At 73.5% G+C, this 17,016-nt stretch carries 16 protein-coding genes; 7 read left to right on the top strand and 9 right to left on the bottom strand.

What is annotated here, in order from left to right; genetic code table 11:
* Positions 1-127 precede the first annotated feature (127 nt).
* Positions 128-1,735, top strand: a complete 1,608-nt coding sequence (locus ACFV4G_RS18635) for a chitinase (RefSeq protein WP_380441589.1) — start codon at positions 128-130, stop codon at positions 1,733-1,735.
* 153 nt (positions 1,736-1,888) lie between these two features.
* Here ACFV4G_RS18635 and ACFV4G_RS18630 read toward each other — a convergent pair whose 3' ends face one another.
* The gene (locus ACFV4G_RS18630; RefSeq protein WP_380441587.1) at positions 1,889-2,560 is read right to left on the bottom strand and encodes a prepilin peptidase; all 672 of its coding nucleotides are present in this window, start codon (positions 2,558-2,560) and stop codon (positions 1,889-1,891) included.
* Positions 2,561-2,697: 137 nt separating this feature from the next.
* Between ACFV4G_RS18630 and ACFV4G_RS18625 the strand changes: the two genes are divergently transcribed.
* Complete coding sequence (locus ACFV4G_RS18625; RefSeq protein ID WP_380441585.1) at positions 2,698-3,426, top strand: hypothetical protein; 729 nt, start codon at positions 2,698-2,700, stop codon at positions 3,424-3,426.
* A gap of 101 nt (positions 3,427-3,527) precedes the next feature.
* Complete coding sequence (locus ACFV4G_RS18620; protein WP_380441582.1) at positions 3,528-4,742, top strand: pyridoxal phosphate-dependent aminotransferase; 1,215 nt, start codon at positions 3,528-3,530, stop codon at positions 4,740-4,742.
* A gap of 164 nt (positions 4,743-4,906) precedes the next feature.
* On the opposite strand, the gene ACFV4G_RS18615 is transcribed toward ACFV4G_RS18620, so the two are convergent.
* On the bottom strand, positions 4,907-6,733 hold the full coding sequence (locus tag ACFV4G_RS18615) for a phosphoenolpyruvate carboxykinase (GTP) (protein WP_380441580.1): 1,827 nt from the start codon (positions 6,731-6,733) through the stop codon (positions 4,907-4,909).
* 273 nt (positions 6,734-7,006) lie between these two features.
* Between ACFV4G_RS18615 and ACFV4G_RS18610 the strand changes: the two genes are divergently transcribed.
* Positions 7,007-7,693, top strand: coding sequence for a hemolysin III family protein (locus tag ACFV4G_RS18610; RefSeq protein WP_380441578.1), 687 nt, complete (start codon positions 7,007-7,009; stop codon positions 7,691-7,693).
* Here the strand turns inward: ACFV4G_RS18610 and ACFV4G_RS18605 are convergent.
* The 3 genes from ACFV4G_RS18605 to ACFV4G_RS18595 form a co-directional block, all read right to left on the bottom strand.
* Complete coding sequence (locus ACFV4G_RS18605) at positions 7,664-8,128, bottom strand: hypothetical protein (RefSeq protein WP_380441576.1); 465 nt, start codon at positions 8,126-8,128, stop codon at positions 7,664-7,666. The two genes, ACFV4G_RS18610 and ACFV4G_RS18605, sit on opposite strands and share 30 nt — an antisense overlap.
* A 353-nt stretch (positions 8,129-8,481) precedes the next feature.
* On the bottom strand, positions 8,482-9,342 hold the full coding sequence (locus ACFV4G_RS18600) for a hypothetical protein (protein WP_380441574.1): 861 nt from the start codon (positions 9,340-9,342) through the stop codon (positions 8,482-8,484).
* 9 nt (positions 9,343-9,351) lie between these two features.
* Complete coding sequence (locus ACFV4G_RS18595; RefSeq protein WP_380441572.1) at positions 9,352-10,026, bottom strand: papain-like cysteine protease family protein; 675 nt, start codon at positions 10,024-10,026, stop codon at positions 9,352-9,354.
* 265 nt (positions 10,027-10,291) lie between these two features.
* On the opposite strand from ACFV4G_RS18595, the gene ACFV4G_RS18590 reads away from it, so the two are divergent.
* Positions 10,292-11,224, top strand: coding sequence for a hypothetical protein (locus ACFV4G_RS18590; RefSeq protein ID WP_380441570.1), 933 nt, complete (start codon positions 10,292-10,294; stop codon positions 11,222-11,224).
* A gap of 29 nt (positions 11,225-11,253) precedes the next feature.
* On the opposite strand, the gene ACFV4G_RS18585 is transcribed toward ACFV4G_RS18590, so the two are convergent.
* The 4 genes from ACFV4G_RS18585 to mca are packed head-to-tail and all read right to left on the bottom strand — an operon-like array spanning position 11,254 to position 15,413.
* Positions 11,254-12,114 (bottom strand): GNAT family N-acetyltransferase, encoded by an 861-nt coding sequence (locus ACFV4G_RS18585; protein ID WP_380441568.1) that lies wholly within the window; start codon positions 12,112-12,114, stop codon positions 11,254-11,256.
* Between the two features lie 60 nt (positions 12,115-12,174).
* On the bottom strand, positions 12,175-14,223 hold the full coding sequence (locus tag ACFV4G_RS18580; RefSeq protein ID WP_380441566.1) for a thioredoxin domain-containing protein: 2,049 nt from the start codon (positions 14,221-14,223) through the stop codon (positions 12,175-12,177).
* A gap of 43 nt (positions 14,224-14,266) precedes the next feature.
* The gene (locus ACFV4G_RS18575; RefSeq protein ID WP_329927391.1) at positions 14,267-14,458 is read right to left on the bottom strand and encodes a hypothetical protein; all 192 of its coding nucleotides are present in this window, start codon (positions 14,456-14,458) and stop codon (positions 14,267-14,269) included.
* Between the two features lie 49 nt (positions 14,459-14,507).
* Entirely contained in the window at positions 14,508-15,413 is a 906-nt protein-coding gene (gene mca / locus ACFV4G_RS18570) for a mycothiol conjugate amidase Mca (RefSeq protein WP_380441563.1), read from the bottom strand.
* Between the two features lie 240 nt (positions 15,414-15,653).
* Here mca and ACFV4G_RS18565 point away from each other — a divergent pair, with 240 nt between their 5' ends.
* Together ACFV4G_RS18565 and greA are read left to right on the top strand one after the other, a co-directional pair.
* Positions 15,654-16,067: a DUF4307 domain-containing protein gene (locus ACFV4G_RS18565; protein WP_380441561.1), complete on the top strand. Its 414-nt coding sequence runs from the start codon at positions 15,654-15,656 to the stop codon at positions 16,065-16,067.
* Between the two features lie 304 nt (positions 16,068-16,371).
* Positions 16,372-16,872, top strand: coding sequence for a transcription elongation factor GreA (greA, locus tag ACFV4G_RS18560; protein ID WP_380441559.1), 501 nt, complete (start codon positions 16,372-16,374; stop codon positions 16,870-16,872).
* Positions 16,873-17,016 lie beyond the last annotated feature (144 nt).

Here is a 17,016-nt window from a genome sequence, read left to right as displayed (position 1 = left end):
GAACCTTTCTGCCGCGCCCGCCCCGGCCCCCACCCCCCACCCCATACCGGGCGAACCTCCCACCCCCCCCGCCCGCCCGCGGCACCCCCCCCGGGGGCGGCCGCTCCTCCCCCAGGAGCGTCACCCCATGGCCCGTACGCCGAACCAGCCCGCGCACAAGCGCCGGCGCAGCCCCCTCCCGGCCGTCGCCGCCGGTGCGACCGCCCTCGCGCTGGCCGGCACCGGCCTCGCGCTCTTCGCCGGCGGCGCGAGCGCGGCCGTCGGAGAGCTCGTCACCAACGGCGGCTTCGAGAACGGGCTCGCCGGCTGGACCTGCACCGGCACCGCCGCCGCGGTCTCCGCCCCGGTCCACTCCGGCAGCGGCGCGCTCCAGGCCACCCCGGGATCGGCGGACACCGCCGAGTGCACCCAGACCGTCAGCGTGCTGCCCAACTCCAGCTACTCGCTGAGCGCGTGGGTCCAGGGCCCGTACGTCTACCTCGGCGCGCGCGGCACCGGCGCCACCGACCCGAGCGTGTGGTCGAACCAGACCGGCTGGAACCAACTGGCCACCACCTTCACCACCGGCCCGAACGCCACCAGCATCACGCTGTACCTGCACGGCTGGTACGGCCAGGCCGCCTACCTCGCGGACGACGTGAGCCTGGCCGGCCCGGGCGGCACCCCGGCGCCGAGCCCGACCGCGACGGCCACCGCCACGCCGACCGCGACCCCGACGGCCACCGCGACCCCCACCGCGACGCCGACGCCGACCCGGACCCCCACCCCGACGGCCACGCCGACCCCCACGGCCACGCCGACCGCCACCGCGACCCCGACCGCCCCGCCGACCACCGGGCTGCCCGCGCACGCCGTCACCGGCTACTGGCAGAACTTCGACAACGGCTCGACCCCGCAGCGCCTGGCCGACGTCCAGAGCGCCTACGACATCATCGCGGTCTCCTTCGCCGACGCCGTGCCCACCCGGACCGGCGCGATCAGCTTCACCCTCGACCCGGGCCTGTCCAAGGCCCTGGGCGGCTACACCGACGCGCAGTTCCGCGCCGACATCAAGGCCAAGCAGGCGGCCGGCAAGAAGGTCGTGCTGTCCATCGGCGGCCAGAACGGCGCGATCAGCGTCGGCGACGCGACCGCCGGCGCCGCCTTCGCCGACAGCGCCGCCGCGATCCTCAAGGACTACGGCTTCGACGGCGTCGACGTCGACCTGGAGAACGGCGTCCAGCCCGGCCCGCTCGGCGACGCGCTGCACGCCCTGCAGGCCAAGGCCGGCCCGGACTTCGTCCTGACGATGGCGCCCGAGACGATCGGGATGTACAGCACCGCCGGCGCCTACTTCCAGCTGGCGCTCAACACCAAGGACATCCTGACCGTCGTCAACACCCAGTTCTACAACTCGGGCGGCATGAACGGCTGCGACGGCAAGGTCTACAACCAGGGCACGGTCGACTTCATCACCTCGCAGGTCTGCACCCACATCCAGGGCGGCCTGCGGCCCGACCAGGTCGGCATCGGCGTCCCCGCCTCCTCCAAGGCGGCCGGCGGCGGCTACGTCGACCCGTCGGTGGTGAACAACGCGCTCAACTGCCTGGCCACCGGCAACAACTGCGGCAGCTTCGTCCCGCCGGCCAAGTGGCCGACCATCCGCGGCGCGATGACCTGGTCCACCAACTGGGACGCCAATAACGGCAACGCGTTCTCCAACGCCGTCGGCCCGTTCGTCCACAAGATGCAGTGAGCACCGCCAGGACCTGATTCCCCGCGACGCGCCGCTCCTTGAGGGTGGGGTGGGCGCGTCCGCGGCGGGGCCCGCAGTACCGCGACCGGTGCTGCGGGCCCCGTCCGTGCGTGCCGCGGCCGTGCGGGCTCCAGCCGTGCGGGCCGCGGCCGCTCAGCGCACCAGTACCGCGGACAACGTGCCGAGCAGCAGGAACGGGCCCACCGGGACCTCGAGTCCGCGCACCGGACGGCGGCGCGCCAGCGCGGCGACGGCCCTCAGCACCGCCCACAGGCCGGCCAGCAGGACGGTGAAGAACAGCCCGCTGAACGCCACGCCCCACCCGTACCAACCGAGCAGACCGCCCAGCGCGAACGCCAGCGGGGAGTCCCCCGGGCCCATCAGGCCCAGCCAGACCGGCAGTTCGAACAGGGCCCCGGCCGCGAGCGCCACCAGCAGGCAGCGCACCAGCACCCCCGGCCGGCCCTCGGCCACGGCGGACGCGGCCAGCAGCACGGCCAGCCCGGCGGCCAGCGGCAGCGTCAGCCGGTACGGCAGCCGGCGCACCCGGCCGTCGACGAAGGCGAGCACCACGCCGAGCCCGGCCGCCCAGGCCAGCGCCGCGGCCGACGACCCGTCCGCCGCGAGCACCACCGCGACCGCGACGGCCGCGGCGGCGGCCTCGACCGTCCACGCGCCGGCGCCCAGCCGCTCCCGGCAGCGCGGGCAGCGCCCGGTCGGCGGCAGCAGCCGCGTCGGAGCCGCGCACGACGGGCAGGCCCGGCACCACGCCTCGCCCTCGGGCACGGCGAACCTGGCCACCAGGCCCCGCAACAGCGGAGCCACCAGAAAACCGGTCGGTACCGCCCCGGCGGCCGCTAGCATCACCGGCGCAACCCCCTCTCGCTCAGCGCCCACATGACAAGCGGGACGCCCGGCGGGCGGGGGCCCACCGACCCACATCATCCAACGGGGGAACGACCATGACGAAGACCCGGTTCACAACCCGGGCCGCCCGCGCCGCGGTTCCGGCAGCGGCGCTCGCGCTGCTGCTGACCGCCTGCGGCCCGGACAACGCCGACCCGGCCGCGAGCACCGGCGACCCGGCCGCGCCGCCCGCCACCGCCACCGCCACCCCGCCGGCCACGCCGGGCGCCGTCCCCTCCGCGGCCACCGGCGCCCCCGCGCCCGCCGGATCCGGCGCCCCGGCCGCGCCCGGGGACGGCCCGCAGCCGTCGGTCACCGCCGGCGGCAACAACGTCACGCAGGTCAGCTACGACCACCCGCTCGCGCTCGGCGGCACCGGCCGCTACCTCGGCAAGAGCTCGACCGTGGACGCCACGGCCGTCTCGATCACCAAGGGCACCGCGAACGAGATCGCCCCGTTCGGCTTCCTGCCGGACCTCGCCACCGGCAAGACCCCTTACTACGTCAGCATGACGTTCACCAACCGCACCGGGACCGCGCTCGCCCAGGACGCCTACATGATGCGGGTGTGGGTGAAGCCGAAGGACCACTCGGCGGGCACGCTGCCGGCGCCGACCCTGGAGAAGGCGATCCCGCAGTGCGACACCAAGTCGCTCGTGACGCTCGCGCCCGGGCAGTCGGTGAAGCTGTGTGCCGTCTATCTCGTTCCGAACGAGAACCCGCCGGCGTTCCTCACGTACGGCAACATCCTGGACACCGCACCCCTGGTTTGGAAGGTCGGCTGACGGCACCCGCCTGCCGATCGAAGGAGCCCTCGCGGGGCCCCGCCGCACGTGTTGCAGGACACGCGCCGCGGGGCCCGGTCGTGGCCCTAAAGTAGGCAGGCATGCAGGTCATCCAGTCCAGCAAGCTCGCCAACGTCTGCTACGACATCCGCGGACCGGTGCTCGACGAGGCGATGCGGTTGGAGGAACAGGGCCACCGCATCCTCAAGCTCAACACCGGGAACCCCGCCGTGTTCGGGTTCGAGGCGCCCCCGGAGATCCTCCAGGACATCCTGCGCAACCTCGCGACCGCGCACGGCTACGGCGACTCCAAGGGCCTCCTGTCCGCCCGCCGCGCCGTCGTCATGCACTACGAGGACCGCGGCCTGCACGGCCTCTCCGTCGACGACGTCTTCCTCGGCAACGGCGTCTCCGAGCTGATCCAGCTCGCCATGACGGCGCTGCTCGACGACGGCGACGAGGTGCTCGTCCCGGCGCCCGACTACCCGCTGTGGACCGCCTCGGTCTCGCTGGCCGGCGGCACCGCCGTGCACTACCGCTGCGACGAGCAGTCCGAGTGGTACCCGGACCTCGCCGACATCGAGGCCAAGGTCACCGACCGGACCCGGGCCATCGTCGTGATCAACCCCAACAACCCGACCGGCGCGGTCTACCCGCGCGAGGTGCTGGAGGGGATCGTCGAGATCGCCCGCCGGCACAAGCTGGTCGTCTACGCGGACGAGATCTACGACAAGATCCTCTACGACGACGCCGAGCACGTCCCGCTGGCCACGCTCGCGCCCGACCTCTTCTGCGTCACCTTCAACGGGCTGTCCAAATCCTACCGGGTGGCCGGCTTCCGCTCCGGCTGGATGGTCCTGTCCGGCGACCGCACCCGCGCCCGCAGCTACATCGAGGGCCTCACCGTGCTCGCCTCGATGCGCCTGTGCGCCAACATGCCGGCCCAGCACGCGGTGGCCGCGGCGCTCGGCGGGCGGCAGTCCATCCGCGACCTCGTCCTGCCCGGCGGCCGGCTGCTCGCCTCGCGCGACGCCGCGTACGAGCTGCTCAACGACATCCCGGGCGTCAGCTGCGTCAAGCCCAAGGGCGCGCTGTACGCCTTCCCCCGGCTGGACCCGAAGGTCTACAAGATCAAGGACGACGCCCAGATGGTGCTCGACCTGCTGCGCTCCGAGCGCATCCTGCTGGTCCAGGGCACCGGCTTCAACTGGCCCGAGCCGGACCACTTCCGCCTCGTCACCCTGCCCCGCGCCGAGGAGATCACCGACGCCGTCACCAGGATCGGGGACTTCCTGAGCGGCTACGCCCAGCCGTAGGCGCCGGAAGAACGCGCGGGAAGAACACTACGGCCGGAGCCTCGGCCCGGACGGTCTCCTTGGTCGGGGAAAGACCGTCCGGCGGGGGGCTCCGGCCGTCCTGCCGCTCGGCCGGTGCGAAGTTCGTGCAGCGCACCGGCCGTTGTCACGGCTGAGGCTCAGGCTCAGCCGAGACGCGCGACGAGGCTCTTGTACTCGTCCCACAGCTCCTTCGGGGTGTGGTCCCCGAACATCTCCAGGTGGGCCGGCACGAGCGCGGCCTCCTGGCGCCAGATGTCGGCGTCCACGGTGAAGAGCAGCTCGACGTCCTCCTTGGCCAGCTCCAGGCCGTCCAGGTCGAAGCCCTCGGTGGTGGGCAGCACGCCGATCGGGGTCTCGACGCCCTCGCCGGTGCCCTCCAGGCGCTCGACGATCCACTTGAGCACGCGGCTGTTCTCGCCGTAGCCGGGCCAGACGAAGCTGCCCTCGGCGTTCTTGCGGAACCAGTTCACGTAGTAGATCTTCGGCAGCTTGGCCGCGTCCGCCTGGGCGCCGACCTTCAGCCAGTGGGCGAAGTAGTCGCCCATGTTGTAGCCGCAGAACGGCAGCATCGCGAACGGGTCGCGGCGCAGCTCGCCGACGGTGCCCTCGGCGGCGGCGGTCTTCTCGGAGGCGATGTTGGCGCCGAGGAAGACGCCGTGCTGCCAGTCGAAGGACTCCGTCACCAGCGGGACGGCGGTGGCGCGGCGGCCGCCGAACAGGATCGCCGAGATCGGCACGCCCGCCTGGTCCTCCCACTCGGGGGCGATGGTCGGGCACTGCGCGGCCGGGACGGCGAAGCGGGCGTTCGGGTGGGCGGCCGGGGTGCCGGACTCGGGGGTCCAGTCGTTGCCGCGCCAGTCGGTGAGGTGCGCCGGGGGCTCGTCGGTGAGGCCCTCCCACCACACGTCGCCGTCGTCGGTGAGGGCGACGTTGGTGAAGACCGTGTTGCCCCAGAGGGTGTCGATGGCGTTGGCGTTGGTGTCCACGCCGGTGCCGGGGGCGACGCCGAAGAAGCCGGCCTCCGGGTTGATGGCGTAGAGGCGGCCGTCGGCGCCGAAGCGCATCCAGGCGATGTCGTCGCCGATCGTCTCGACCTTCCAGCCCGGGATGGTGGGCTGGAGCATGGCCAGGTTGGTCTTGCCGCAGGCCGACGGGAAGGCCGCGGCCACGTACTTGACCTCGCCGGACGGCGGGGTGAGCTTCAGGATGAGCATGTGCTCGGCGAGCCAGCCCTCGTCGCGGGCCATCGTCGAGGCGATGCGCAGCGCGTAGCACTTCTTGCCGAGCAGGGCGTTGCCGCCGTAGCCCGAGCCGAAGGACCAGATCTCCCTGGTCTCCGGGAAGTGCGAGATGTACTTGGTGCTGTTGCACGGCCACGGGACGTCCGCCTCGCCCTCGGCGAGCGGGGCGCCGACGGTGTGGACGGCCTTGACGAAGTCGCCGTCCTCGCCGAGCTGGTCGAGCACGGCCTTGCCCATGCGGGTCATGACGCGCATCGACACGGCGACGTAGGCGGAGTCGGTGATCTCGACGCCGTAGGCGGCCAGCGGGGAGCCGACCGGGCCCATCGAGAACGGCACGACGTACATCGTGCGGCCCTTCATGGCGCCGCGGAACAGGCCCTGCTCGCCCTGGAAGACCTCGCGCATCTCGGTGGGGGCCTTCCAGTGGTTGGTCGGCCCGGCGTCCTTCTCCTGCTCGGAGCAGATGAAGGTGCGGTCCTCCACGCGCGCCACGTCGGACGGGTCCGAGGCGGCGTAGTAGGAGTTCGGGCGCTTCTCCTCGTTCAGCTTCTTGAAGGTGCCCTGAGCCACCAGCAGGTCCGCGAGGCGCTGGTACTCCTCGTCGGAGCCGTCGCACCACTCGATGCGGGCCGGCTGGGTGAGCTCAGCGATCTCGCTCACCCACGCCACCAGGCGCTGGTGACGGGTGGGCGCGGATGCGCTGACAGCAGAGATCTCGTACGACACGATCGCTCCTTCACGCCATCCCGGCGGGGAGACGGCGTAGCGGGGGTCTGAGGGTGCTTGCAGCGTAGCTCCGGGTTCAAGGCCGGATTGCGGCACACCGGTGAAATTGACGCATCTTTTACTACAGTCAGTATGATTACTGGCGAGTAACACGTCGCTCACGTCCGGGACGGAGTGCGCTGCGCCACACTTCAATTGCTCCAAAATGTCTAAGTGTGGCGATCGCCACTTCCTACCTGCCAGTAACCTACGGACCCGTAAGTAGCGGGTAGCATGCTGCGCATGACTGCAGAGCTCGTGCGGGGCGCCGCGAACGCGACGGAGAGCAAGCCGAAGTGGCGCGGCTGGCTGCACGCCGGGATGTTCCCCGCCACCGTCGCGGCCGGGATCGTCCTGATCTGCCTGGCCGACTCCACGCCCGCCAAGATCGCGTGCGCGGTCTACTCGGCGAGCGCGTGGCTGCTGTTCGGGGTCAGCGCGGTCTACCACCGCTTCGACTGGGGGCCGCGCGGGGACGCCGTCCTGCGCCGGCTGGACCACGCGAACATCTTCCTGATCATCGCGGGGACCTACACGCCGTTCACGATCCTGCTGCTCAAGGGCGCCGCCCAGCAGGTGCTGCTCTGGGCGGTCTGGGGCGGCGCGCTGGCCGGGATCGCGTTCCGGGTGTTCTGGGTCGGCGCGCCGCGCTGGCTGTACACGCCGGTGTACATCGCGCTGGGCTGGGCCGCGGCGTTCTTCCTGCCGGACTTCCTGCGCGCCGGCGGCGTGGCCGTCCTGGTGCTGATGATCGTCGGCGGGGTGCTCTACAGCGTCGGCGGGGTGGTGTACGGCCTCAAGCGGCCCGACCCGTCACCGCGCTGGTTCGGGTTCCACGAGGTGTTCCACGCCTTCACGCTCGGCGCGTTCATCGTGCAGTACGTCGGGGTCTCACTGGTGGCCTACAGCGCGGCCGGCTGAGTCCGGCGCTCCACGGCGGGCGGTCGTCCGGTCCACGTCCACGGACCGGGTGACCGCCCGTTCCGCCGTCCAGGGGTGCTCGTGCGGCGCCCGGCCCTGTGGGTGGCGCCGGTGCGACGCACGGCCCGCAGCGCCCGCGCCGCCGCGCGACTGGCGCGCGTCCAGCGCCTCGCGGGCCCGGCGGCAGCGCTCGCAGTGCGCGGCGTTCGGGGTCCCGGCGGACGGGCGGTGGCCGCCGGGCGCGTCCGCCCGGTGCAGCGCCCGCCAGCGCCGGGCGACGTACACCATGAGCAGCAGCACCTCGACCCCGGCGACCGCCAGGACCAACGCGGCACCGTTGATCAGATAGGCCGCGACCACGGCCAGCGCGGACCCCACCACCACGGCCGCGCCCCACACCTGGGCACCGGCCCGCCTGTCGTCACTGTCAGCCACTACGGCTCCCCTTTCCCGGCGCCGGGCTCGTGGTCGGCTCCTGCCGCCCCACCCCTTCTCCGCTCTCGGCACGCGTCGGCCAGCACTGACCGATTGCCACATGGTATCTACCGTCAGTCACTCCGAGCTGCCTCCGGACGGCGAACGACAGATCAACGTTGCGTCAATTCCATGTGCGGGAGCCGCACTTAAAGCACCCCCGGACGAGCCCCACGGCCCCCCGGGATCACCCTCCCGGGTCGACGGCCGCCGTACCGTCCCCTCTTTACGCGTCCGAAAGCGCCCGACCCCGAACGCACGAGGGCGGGGCCCGGCCGTGTCGGCCGGGCCCCGCCTCCCCGTGCGGTGACGCCCTACCCTCGTCGGGCGCCGGTCCTCCGCCGCAGGACCGCGGCCGCGCCGACCAGCGCGGTGGCGCCCAGCGCCGCGCCCGCCGTCGCGGCGGGGAGCAGCGCACCGTGGCCGGCCGGTTCCGGTGCGGCGGCGGCCACCTGGTAGCCGCCGCCCTCGCCCGCCCGGTCGTACGCCGAGCCGGGCAGCTTGTCGCCGTACCGCTGGTGGACCAGCTGCTGGTACGCGGCCAGCGCCACCCCGTCCGCGCCCACCGAGCGGCGGGCCTCGTCGTCGAGCGGCAGCACCCGGCCGTCGCGCAGCGCGTACCACGCGTTGATCTGCGGTTCGCGGAACGCGGTGCCGCCGTCCGCCGCCGCCTTCGCCGCGTAGTCGCCCTCGTCGCCGCCCGAGGCGATGTTGACGACCCGCCAGTCGTCGCCCTGGCGGACCGTCCACACCGAAGCGGTCTGCCCGTCCGCCGCGACCACCTTGCTCGCGGTGAACTCCGCCCTCGCGACGGCCGCGCCCGGGGTGCCGGCCACGAAGGCGGCGTCCAGGGTGTACACCGGCACGGTGTCGCCGGCGAGCCGGGGCGTCTCGGCGGTCGCCGCCCGCGCCTCCTCGTCCGCGCCGATGGTCAGCTGCTGCGTCGGCGGGACGCCCTTGCGGGCGAAGAAGTGGCCGAGCCGGTCCAGCACGGCCGGGCTCCGCACGGCGTCGCGGGCCTTCGCCAGGTCGGCGGCGGCCACCGGCGCGGGCGCGCCGGCCGGCGCGTCGGCGTGCGCGGCCGGCGCGAGGGCCAGCACGACGCCGACCGCCAGCAGCACGGTGGCCGGCAGGGCGGTGATGGCGGCCCGGCGGGTCTTCCCGAGGTCAGTCATGGTCGCCCCTCACGCGCCGATCCGGTACAGGGAGTGGGTCCACGAGAACGTGTCGTTGTTCACGTAGTACCAGTAGTCCGCCCAGTTGTAGCGGTAGTTGGAGGGCCACGGGTCGCCCCAGTAGACCCAGTTGTTGCCGGTGTCGTACCCGTAGAGGACGTGCATGTGCCCGCCGCCCGAGCTCCACTGGATGCGCGCCTCGATCGGCCGGTTCGCGTCCACCTCGGCCTGCACCGTGCTGTAGCGCAGGTAGCCGGTGACGTACGAACCGGGGTTGATGCCGATCCAGCCGAGCGCGTTCTGGACGTCGCCCAGCGTGGCCTGGCTGTTGGGGCAGCCGGAGTCGACCGAGCGGCCGAACGCCGCGTTGCAGAACTGGTTCTGGCTGTAGGTGTAGCCGAACCAGGTGGCGATGGTGTTCCCGCTCGCCGCCCAGCACCAGTTGGTCTGCTGTTGCTGCTGCATGGTGATGTTGAGCTTCTTGTACGTGCCGGCCAGGTCGGCCGTGCTGCCGGGCGCGGCGGCCTGGCGGACCTGGGCGTGCGGCCGGACCGGGGTGGGGACCCGGTCCTGGCCGGGAGCGGCGGCGGCCGGCGTGGCCGCGGCCGCGGTGAGCGCCGGGCCGAGCACGCCCAGCGCGAGCACCGAGACCGCGCGGCGCAGCCGTATCCGTGGAACTGGCATGGGGGAATGCCTCCTTGCACGAGCAGAGGGAAGTGCTGTGTGGGGGCGCGGTCCGGATCGCGCCATGAGCATCGCGCCGTTGACGAAGGCCGGTCAACGGTCGCCGCGGGCGCCGCGGATCAGGTGTGAACGGGCGTGACCCGGTGTGAACACCGCCCGTGGAACGCCCGCGCGACACGCCCGGACGGGTGACAAACGGCCGGGCTGATGTGAATATTCACGGTCAAATCCTGGGCTCCCCACGCCCGTTCCCCAGGAGGAAGACATGCACCGCAGCGAGCACCCCGATCTCGCCGCCGCGCTGCGCACCGGCCCGTTCCACCTGGCCCTGCGCACCGCCATCACCGCCCGCGGCCTCGCCCTGCACCGCGTCCGGCGCCACCTCGCGCTGCGCGGCGTCCACGTGGGCCTCACCAGCCTCAGCTACTGGCAGCAGGGCCGGCGGCGCCCCGAACGGCCGGAATCGCTCCGTGCCGTCGCCGCCCTGGAAGCGGTGCTGGACCTGCCCGAGCACTCCCTCACCCGGCTGCTCGGCCCGCGCCGCGCCGCCGGCACCGCCCCCACCGGCCCGCCCGTGCGCCCCTACCGCGACCTCATCACCCCGGCCACGGCCGTCGACGACCTGCTCGCCACCATCGCCGGCCCCCGCGACACCGGGCTGCACACCATCACCCACATCGAGCGGATCCGCATCGGCCCCGACCGCCAGCTCGTCCGCCGCGACTCCCAGCACGCCCTGCGCGCCCACCGCGACGGCATCGACCGCTACCTGGCCATCTACCAGGGCGACCCGGGCTGCGACATCACCCAGGTCGGCGTCCGCGCCGAGGAGAACTGCCGCCCGGGTCGCGTCCGCCGCGACCAGGCCCACCACCTGCTCGTCGCCGAGCTCCTCCTCGACCGCCGGCTGCGGGCGGGCGACACCCACCTGCTCGGCTACGGCTTCGACGACGCGCCCTCGCCCGGGCCCAGCTGCGAGTACGTCCGCGGCTTCAACTCGGGCGCGGGCCAGTACGTCCTCCAGGTCACCTTCGACCCGGCCGCCCTGCCGGTCCGCTGCCACCGCTTCGCGCTCCACTCGCCGGGCGAAGCACCGTACGAGAGCGAGGAGCTGACGCTCGACGGGCACCACTGCGTGCACCTCGTCGCGACGGCGCTGACCCCGTGCCTGCTCGGGGTCCGGTGGGACTGGGAGTGATCCGCCGCGACGCGACGGGGCCGCGGCCGCTACCGCGTGAAGGCCACCCCCAGGCAGTCCTCCACCGGCCGGTACCCGATCCGCCGGTAGATCGAGTTGCTGACCGGGTTGGCCAGGTCGGTGTAGAGCAGCACCTGCGCGGCGCCCTCGGCGAGGGCGTGCGCCGTGGCGGCGGCCGTGACGGCGCTCGCGTAGCCGCGGCCGCGCCGGTCGGCGGGGGTGTAGACGGGGCCAATGCGGGACATCCCGGCGATCACCGGGCTGTTGCCGGCCAGCGCGACCGGCTCGCCGCCGTCCTCCCAGAGGTGCAGGCCCCCGGCGGCGGTGCGGTCGTCGACGGACCGCGGGATGTCGGGCGCCAGGACACCGGCCTCGGCCGCGAACTCCTGGTACCAGCGGATCACGAGCTCCCGGTCGGCCGCCGAGGCCTGCCGGGGGCGGCCGGCCGGCGGGCGCGGCGGGCCGGTCAGCCGGCCGAGCCGGTACAGCCGCTGGTTCTCCTTGACGGACTGCCGGCACCCGCTGGTCGCCGTCCACGCGGCGGCGAAGGCACGGACCGCGCCCACCCCGCCGGACACGCCGTCGACCTCCGCGAACTCCGGCCCGGCGGAGGCGAGTTCGGCGGCGAGCTCGGCCGCCGCGTCGGCCGGCATGCGGCCGAGCCGGGGCTCGTACGGCGGCGTCTGCAGGAAGGCGCCCAGGACCGGGCCGCCCGGGGCCGCGGTCCACCACCCAAAGGCCGGCGGCCGCTGCCCGAAGACGTGCGGCCCCGACTCGGCGAGCCGGTGTACGACCGTGAGCAGGACGGTGTTCTCGGCCGGGTGCGCGGCGAGGAAGCCGCCCGCCCGCTCGCGGAAGTCGTCGAGGGAACTGCTCAGGGTCCAGGCCATGCGCCATTCTCGCGCCGCCCCGGACACCGCCACCACCGATTAACCGGCCGCCGCCCGCGGCTATTCGACGGCCACGCCCAGCCGCTCGCCCAGCACCGCCGCGTCCGTGGTCGGCGCGTCGCACGCGAAGTGCCGGCAGACGTACGCGGCGGGCGCCCCGCCCACCAGCGGGCGGTCGGCCAGCAGCGGCACCTCGGTGTCGCCGGTCGCCGGCGCCCCGACCGCCACGACCGCCCCCGGCGCGGTGGCCAGCAGCGCCGCCCGCCGCAGCGCGGCCGTCGCCGGGTCGTCCGCGGGGCCGACGACGGCGACCTCGCGCGGCCCGTCGAGCAGCGCCTCCGCGACGGCGAGGCCCCAGCCGATGAAGCGCGGCGCCCGGGCGGCGAGCGCGCCGACGATGCCGAGCGCCCGTTCGGCGGCGGTGCGGTGGCGGGCCGAGCCGGTGTAGGCGGCGTACGTGAGCAGGGCGCCGGCGGCGGCCGTCCAGCCGGACGGGGTCGCGTTGTCGGTCGGGTCCTGCGGGCGGCGGATCAGCTCCTCGGCGTCGTCGGCGGTGTCGTAGAGCGCGCCGGACGCCTCGTCGGTGAAGTGCTTGAGCACGGTGTCGAGGAGCCCGCCCGCCAGCTGGAGCCACTCCGCCCCGCCGGTGACGGCGTACAGCGCGAGGAAGCCCTCGGCGATGTCCGCGTAGTCCTCCAGCACGCCCGCGTTGGCGCCGGCCCGGCCGTCCCTGGAGGTGCGCAGCAGTCGCCCGTCGGGGGTGAGGTGGACGGCGAGCAGCAGGTCGGCGGCGCGCTCGGCGGCCTCGACGAGGTCGGGCCGGTCGAGGAGGGCGCCGGTCTCGGCGAGCGCGGCGATCGCGAGGCCGTTCCACGCGGCGACGACCTTGTCGTCGCGGGCGGGGGCCGGCCGCTCGGCACGGGCCGCGAGCAGCCGCTCCCTGATGGTCTCGAACTCGTCGAAGTCCTCGGGGTCGGCGAGGAGCTGGAGGACGGAGGTGCCGTGCTCGAACGTGCCGTCCGCGGTCACCGAGAACAGCCGGGCGGCGGTGGCGGCGTCGGCCGGGCCGAGGAGGTCCACCAGCTGGCCCGGCTCCCACACGTAGTACGCGCCCTCGGCGGAGGCGCCGGTCTCCCCGTCGAGGCTGTCGGCGTCCAGCGCGGAGGCGAACGCGCCCTCGGGCGTGCGCAGTTCGCGCAGCAGGAAGTCCGCCGTCGACAGCGCCACCCGGCGCGCCAGCGGGGACCCGGTGGCGCGCCACAGGTGCAGGTAGGCGCGCAGCAGGAGCGCGTTGTCGTACAGCATCTTCTCGAAGTGCGGCACGACCCACCCGGCGTCCACCGCATACCGGGCGAAGCCGCCGCCGAGCTGGTCGTGGATGCCGCCGCGGGCCATCGCCTCGCCGGTGCGCACGGCCATCTCCAGCGCCGCCTGCGAGCCGGTGCGGGCGTGGTGGCGCAGCAGGTACTCGATCACCATGGCCGGCGGGAACTTGGGCGCGCCGCCGAAGCCGCCCCGCCGCTCGTCGAAGTCGCGGCCGAGGGTGACCAGCGCCTGGTGCAGGTCGGCCGCCGCGGGCGGGTGGTGCGCACCGGCCGAGTACACCGAGGCCCGTTCGGCGAGGTCGGCCCGGATCCGCCCGGCCACCTCGCCGACCTCCTCGCGCCGGTCCCGCCAGGCGGCCTCGACGCCCGCCAGCACCTGCCGGAAGGACGGCATGCCGTGCCGGGGCTGCGGCGGGAAGTACGTACCGAAGTAGAACGGCTCCTTGTCCGGTGTCAGGAACACCGTCATCGGCCAGCCGCCCTGCCCGGTGGCCGCCTGGACGGCCTCCATGTAGACGGCGTCGACGTCCGGCCGCTCCTCGCGGTCGACCTTGACGGCGACGAACCGCTCGTTGAGGTACCCGGCGACGTCCTCGTCCTCGAACGACTCGTGCGCCATGACGTGGCACCAGTGGCACGCCGCGTACCCGACGGACAGCAGCACGGGCACGCCGCGCCGGCGCGCCTCCTCGAAGGCCTCCGGGCTCCACGGCCACCAGTCCACCGGGTTGTCGGCGTGCTGCAGGAGGTAGGGCGAGGTCGCGTCCGCGAGACGGTTCGGCATGGCCCCATCCTCGCGCATCGGCGCCCGGACGGGGGCCCGGGGCTCACTCCTTCGGGGACTCCGGGTCCTCGGCGAAGTTGACCTTCTTGAACTGCCGGTTCATCGACTTGGCCAGGAACCAGGTGGCCACGCCGAGGGCGGCGAAGACGACGAAGCCGAGGAGACCGGGGGTGACCTTGGCGTCGTCGACGGCGAGGTCGGCGGCGAGGTGGACGAGGTTCACGGGGGCGCTCATATCTCTATGGTGGCCCGGCTCACGGCGAGCCGGGCCATCGGGGGGTGGTTCAGTCGCGCGTGTCGGCGGCCTCGGCCGCCAGGGTGGGGGTGCGCAGGCCGGCGAACAGGTCGTCCTCCGGCAGGTCCACGTCGATCAGGGTACGGGCGAGCTCGTAGTCCTCGGTGGGCCACACCTCGCGCTGGACCTCCAGCGGGACGCGGAACCACGGGCCGTCCGGGTCGATCTGGGTGGCGTGGGCGATCAGCGCGCGGTCGCGGGTCTCGAACCAGTCGTCGCAGCGCACCCGGGTGGTGATCTCGCGCTCCTTGCGGCCGCTCTTCTCCCAGTTCGCGATCCACTCGCCGTAGGGCGACTCGCGGCCCTGCTCGGTGAGGTGGGCGTGCAGCGCGCGGATGCGGTCCATCGGGAAGCCGTGGTTGTAGTACAGCTTCAGCGGCTGCCAGGGCTCGCCGGCCTCCGGGTAGGCGTCCGGGTCCCCGGCGGCGTCGAAGGCCGCCATCGTGATCTTGTGGGTCATGATGTGGTCGGGGTGCGGGTAGCCGCCGTTCTCGTCGTAGGTCGTGATGACCTGCGGGCGGAACTCGCGGATGAGCCGGACCAGCGGCTCGGCCGCTTCCTCCACGTCCTGCAGGGCGAAGCAGCCCTCGGGCAGCGGGGGCAGCGGGTCCCCCTCGGGCAGGCCGGAGTCGACGAAGCCCAGCCAGGCCTGCCGCACGCCGAGGATCGCCCGCGCGGCGTCCATCTCCTTGCGCCGGACCTCGTGGATGTTCTCCTCGACGTACGGGTCCCCCTGGAGCTTGGGGTTGAGGACCGACCCGCGCTCTCCCCCGGTGCAGGTGGCCACGAGCACGTCCACCCCCTGGTCGACGTACATGGCCATGGTGGCCGCGCCCTTGCTGGACTCGTCGTCCGGGTGGGCGTGCACCGCCATCAGTCGCAACTGCTCAGTCAACGCCTTGCGTTCCTTCCATATGGTCCGGGCGCCGGCGCGAAGCCGGCCCGCCCGTCGTCCGAGCCGCACACTCAGGGACCGTGTCACCGCGGGACCGGGCGGCCGGACGTCCGCCGGCACGGCCGGGCCCCGCCCCGCCGCATCGGCCGCGGGCGTGCCCCTCCTATAGTGACGGACTGGAGGAGCGTCGCATTCCCCCGCACCACCCGCGCGGCCCTTCCCCGGAGAGGACTCGTCCCGATGACCGCAGACACCACCACCGCCAAGCTGCCCGAGGGGCGCTACGGCAAGAGCGCCGACCGTGAGGCGGACCGCCGCCTGAAGGTCGTCGGCGCGGTCTGCGGCGTGCTGGGCCTCGGCGTGATCGCCTGGCTGGGCGGCTCGTACCTGCTCCGCGAGACGGCGATCAACGGTTCGGTGCCGACCTTCCAGGTGGTGTCGGACTCCGAGGTGCAGCTGCACCTCTCGGTGAGCAAGGGCGACGGGACGGCCGGCAGCTGCACCGTCCGCTCGCAGGGCTCCGACGGCTCCGTGGTCGGCCTGGCCGACTTCCCCGTCCCCGCCGCGGGCTCCGGCTACGACGCCGTGGTCAGCCTGCGCACCACCGCCCGGGGCACCACCGCCGAGCTCCTGGGCTGCACGCCCGCCAAGTGACCCGCGAACCGCCGGGTATCCGGTGGCGCCGCGCCCGGCACCCCGCGCATATTCGATCTCGCGAACGGGCATCCAGACAGGGGCCCGCACCGCTCGCTGTACACCTTGGCGCAACGCCGCCGTCAATGGCGCGCAAACGACTATCCCGCTTGTCGGCAGGACTTGTTAGGCTCGTGGTTTCGCCCCTTCCGCACCGGATGGTACGGGAGCGGGCGTTGCTTTGTAGTTGAGACCGATATCACCACCAACCCCCTGCTGACGACTCACACCCTCAGCACAGCCCCAGCACCTACGAGGAGCACCTGTGACCCAGACCAGTGAGAACGTGACCTGGCTCACTCAGGCCGGCTACGACCAGCTCAAGGCCGAGCTGGATCACCTGACCGGACCCTGGCGCATCGAGATCGCCCAGAAGATCGAGGCGGCGCGCGAGGAGGGCGACCTCAAGGAGAACGCCGGTTACCACGCCGCCAAGGAGGAGCAGGGCAAGTACGAGCTGCGCATCCGCCAGCTCACCCAGCTCCTGGAGCGCGCCAAGGTCGGCGAGGCCCCCGCGGACTCGGGCGTGGTGGCCCCGGGCATGATCGTCACGATCGCCTTCGACGGCGACGAGGACGACACCATGGAGTTCCTGCTCGCCTCGCGCGAGGTGGCCAGCTCCGGCGACCTGGACGTGTACTCGCCGCAGTCCCCGCTGGGCCGCGCGATCGACGGCAAGCAGATCGGCGACGAGGCCACCTACGAGCTGCCCAACGGCCGGCCCGCCATGGTGAAGATCCTCAAGGTCACGCCGCACGCCGGCTGATCCACCCCGGTTCACACCCCCCGCAACACAGCACGGCGAAGGGGGGGCGCGGGGGGCCGCGGCCCCCCCTCGGCCCCGCCCGACGGCGCTGAGCCCGCGGCCGAGGCGGGCTTGGGCCCCCGCAGCCACGAGAACAACCCCGAG

Origin of the sequence: Kitasatospora sp. NPDC059747 (genome assembly GCF_042732955.1) — a bacterium.
Taxonomy (GTDB): domain Bacteria; phylum Actinomycetota; class Actinomycetes; order Streptomycetales; family Streptomycetaceae; genus Kitasatospora.
Note: the sequence above shows the minus strand (reverse complement) of the source record. Positions and strands in the feature narration are given on the sequence as shown.

What these genes read in the sequence shown, in the direction of transcription:
- ACFV4G_RS18635 (WP_380441589.1), top strand. Translation starts at nt 128, where the DNA reads ATGGCCCGTACGCCGAACCAGCCCGCGCACAAGCGCCGGCGCAGCCCC.
- ACFV4G_RS18625 (WP_380441585.1), top strand. Translation starts at nt 2,698, where the DNA reads ATGACGAAGACCCGGTTCACAACCCGGGCCGCCCGCGCCGCGGTTCCG.
- ACFV4G_RS18620 (WP_380441582.1), top strand. Translation starts at nt 3,528, where the DNA reads ATGCAGGTCATCCAGTCCAGCAAGCTCGCCAACGTCTGCTACGACATC.
- ACFV4G_RS18610 (WP_380441578.1), top strand. Translation starts at nt 7,007, where the DNA reads ATGCTGCGCATGACTGCAGAGCTCGTGCGGGGCGCCGCGAACGCGACG.
- ACFV4G_RS18600 (WP_380441574.1), bottom strand. Translation starts at nt 9,342, where the DNA reads ATGACTGACCTCGGGAAGACCCGCCGGGCCGCCATCACCGCCCTGCCG.
- ACFV4G_RS18595 (WP_380441572.1), bottom strand. Translation starts at nt 10,026, where the DNA reads ATGCCAGTTCCACGGATACGGCTGCGCCGCGCGGTCTCGGTGCTCGCG.
- ACFV4G_RS18590 (WP_380441570.1), top strand. Translation starts at nt 10,292, where the DNA reads ATGCACCGCAGCGAGCACCCCGATCTCGCCGCCGCGCTGCGCACCGGC.
- ACFV4G_RS18585 (WP_380441568.1), bottom strand. Translation starts at nt 12,114, where the DNA reads ATGGCCTGGACCCTGAGCAGTTCCCTCGACGACTTCCGCGAGCGGGCG.
- ACFV4G_RS18580 (WP_380441566.1), bottom strand. Translation starts at nt 14,223, where the DNA reads ATGCCGAACCGTCTCGCGGACGCGACCTCGCCCTACCTCCTGCAGCAC.
- ACFV4G_RS18575 (WP_329927391.1), bottom strand. Translation starts at nt 14,458, where the DNA reads ATGAGCGCCCCCGTGAACCTCGTCCACCTCGCCGCCGACCTCGCCGTC.
- ACFV4G_RS18565 (WP_380441561.1), top strand. Translation starts at nt 15,654, where the DNA reads ATGACCGCAGACACCACCACCGCCAAGCTGCCCGAGGGGCGCTACGGC.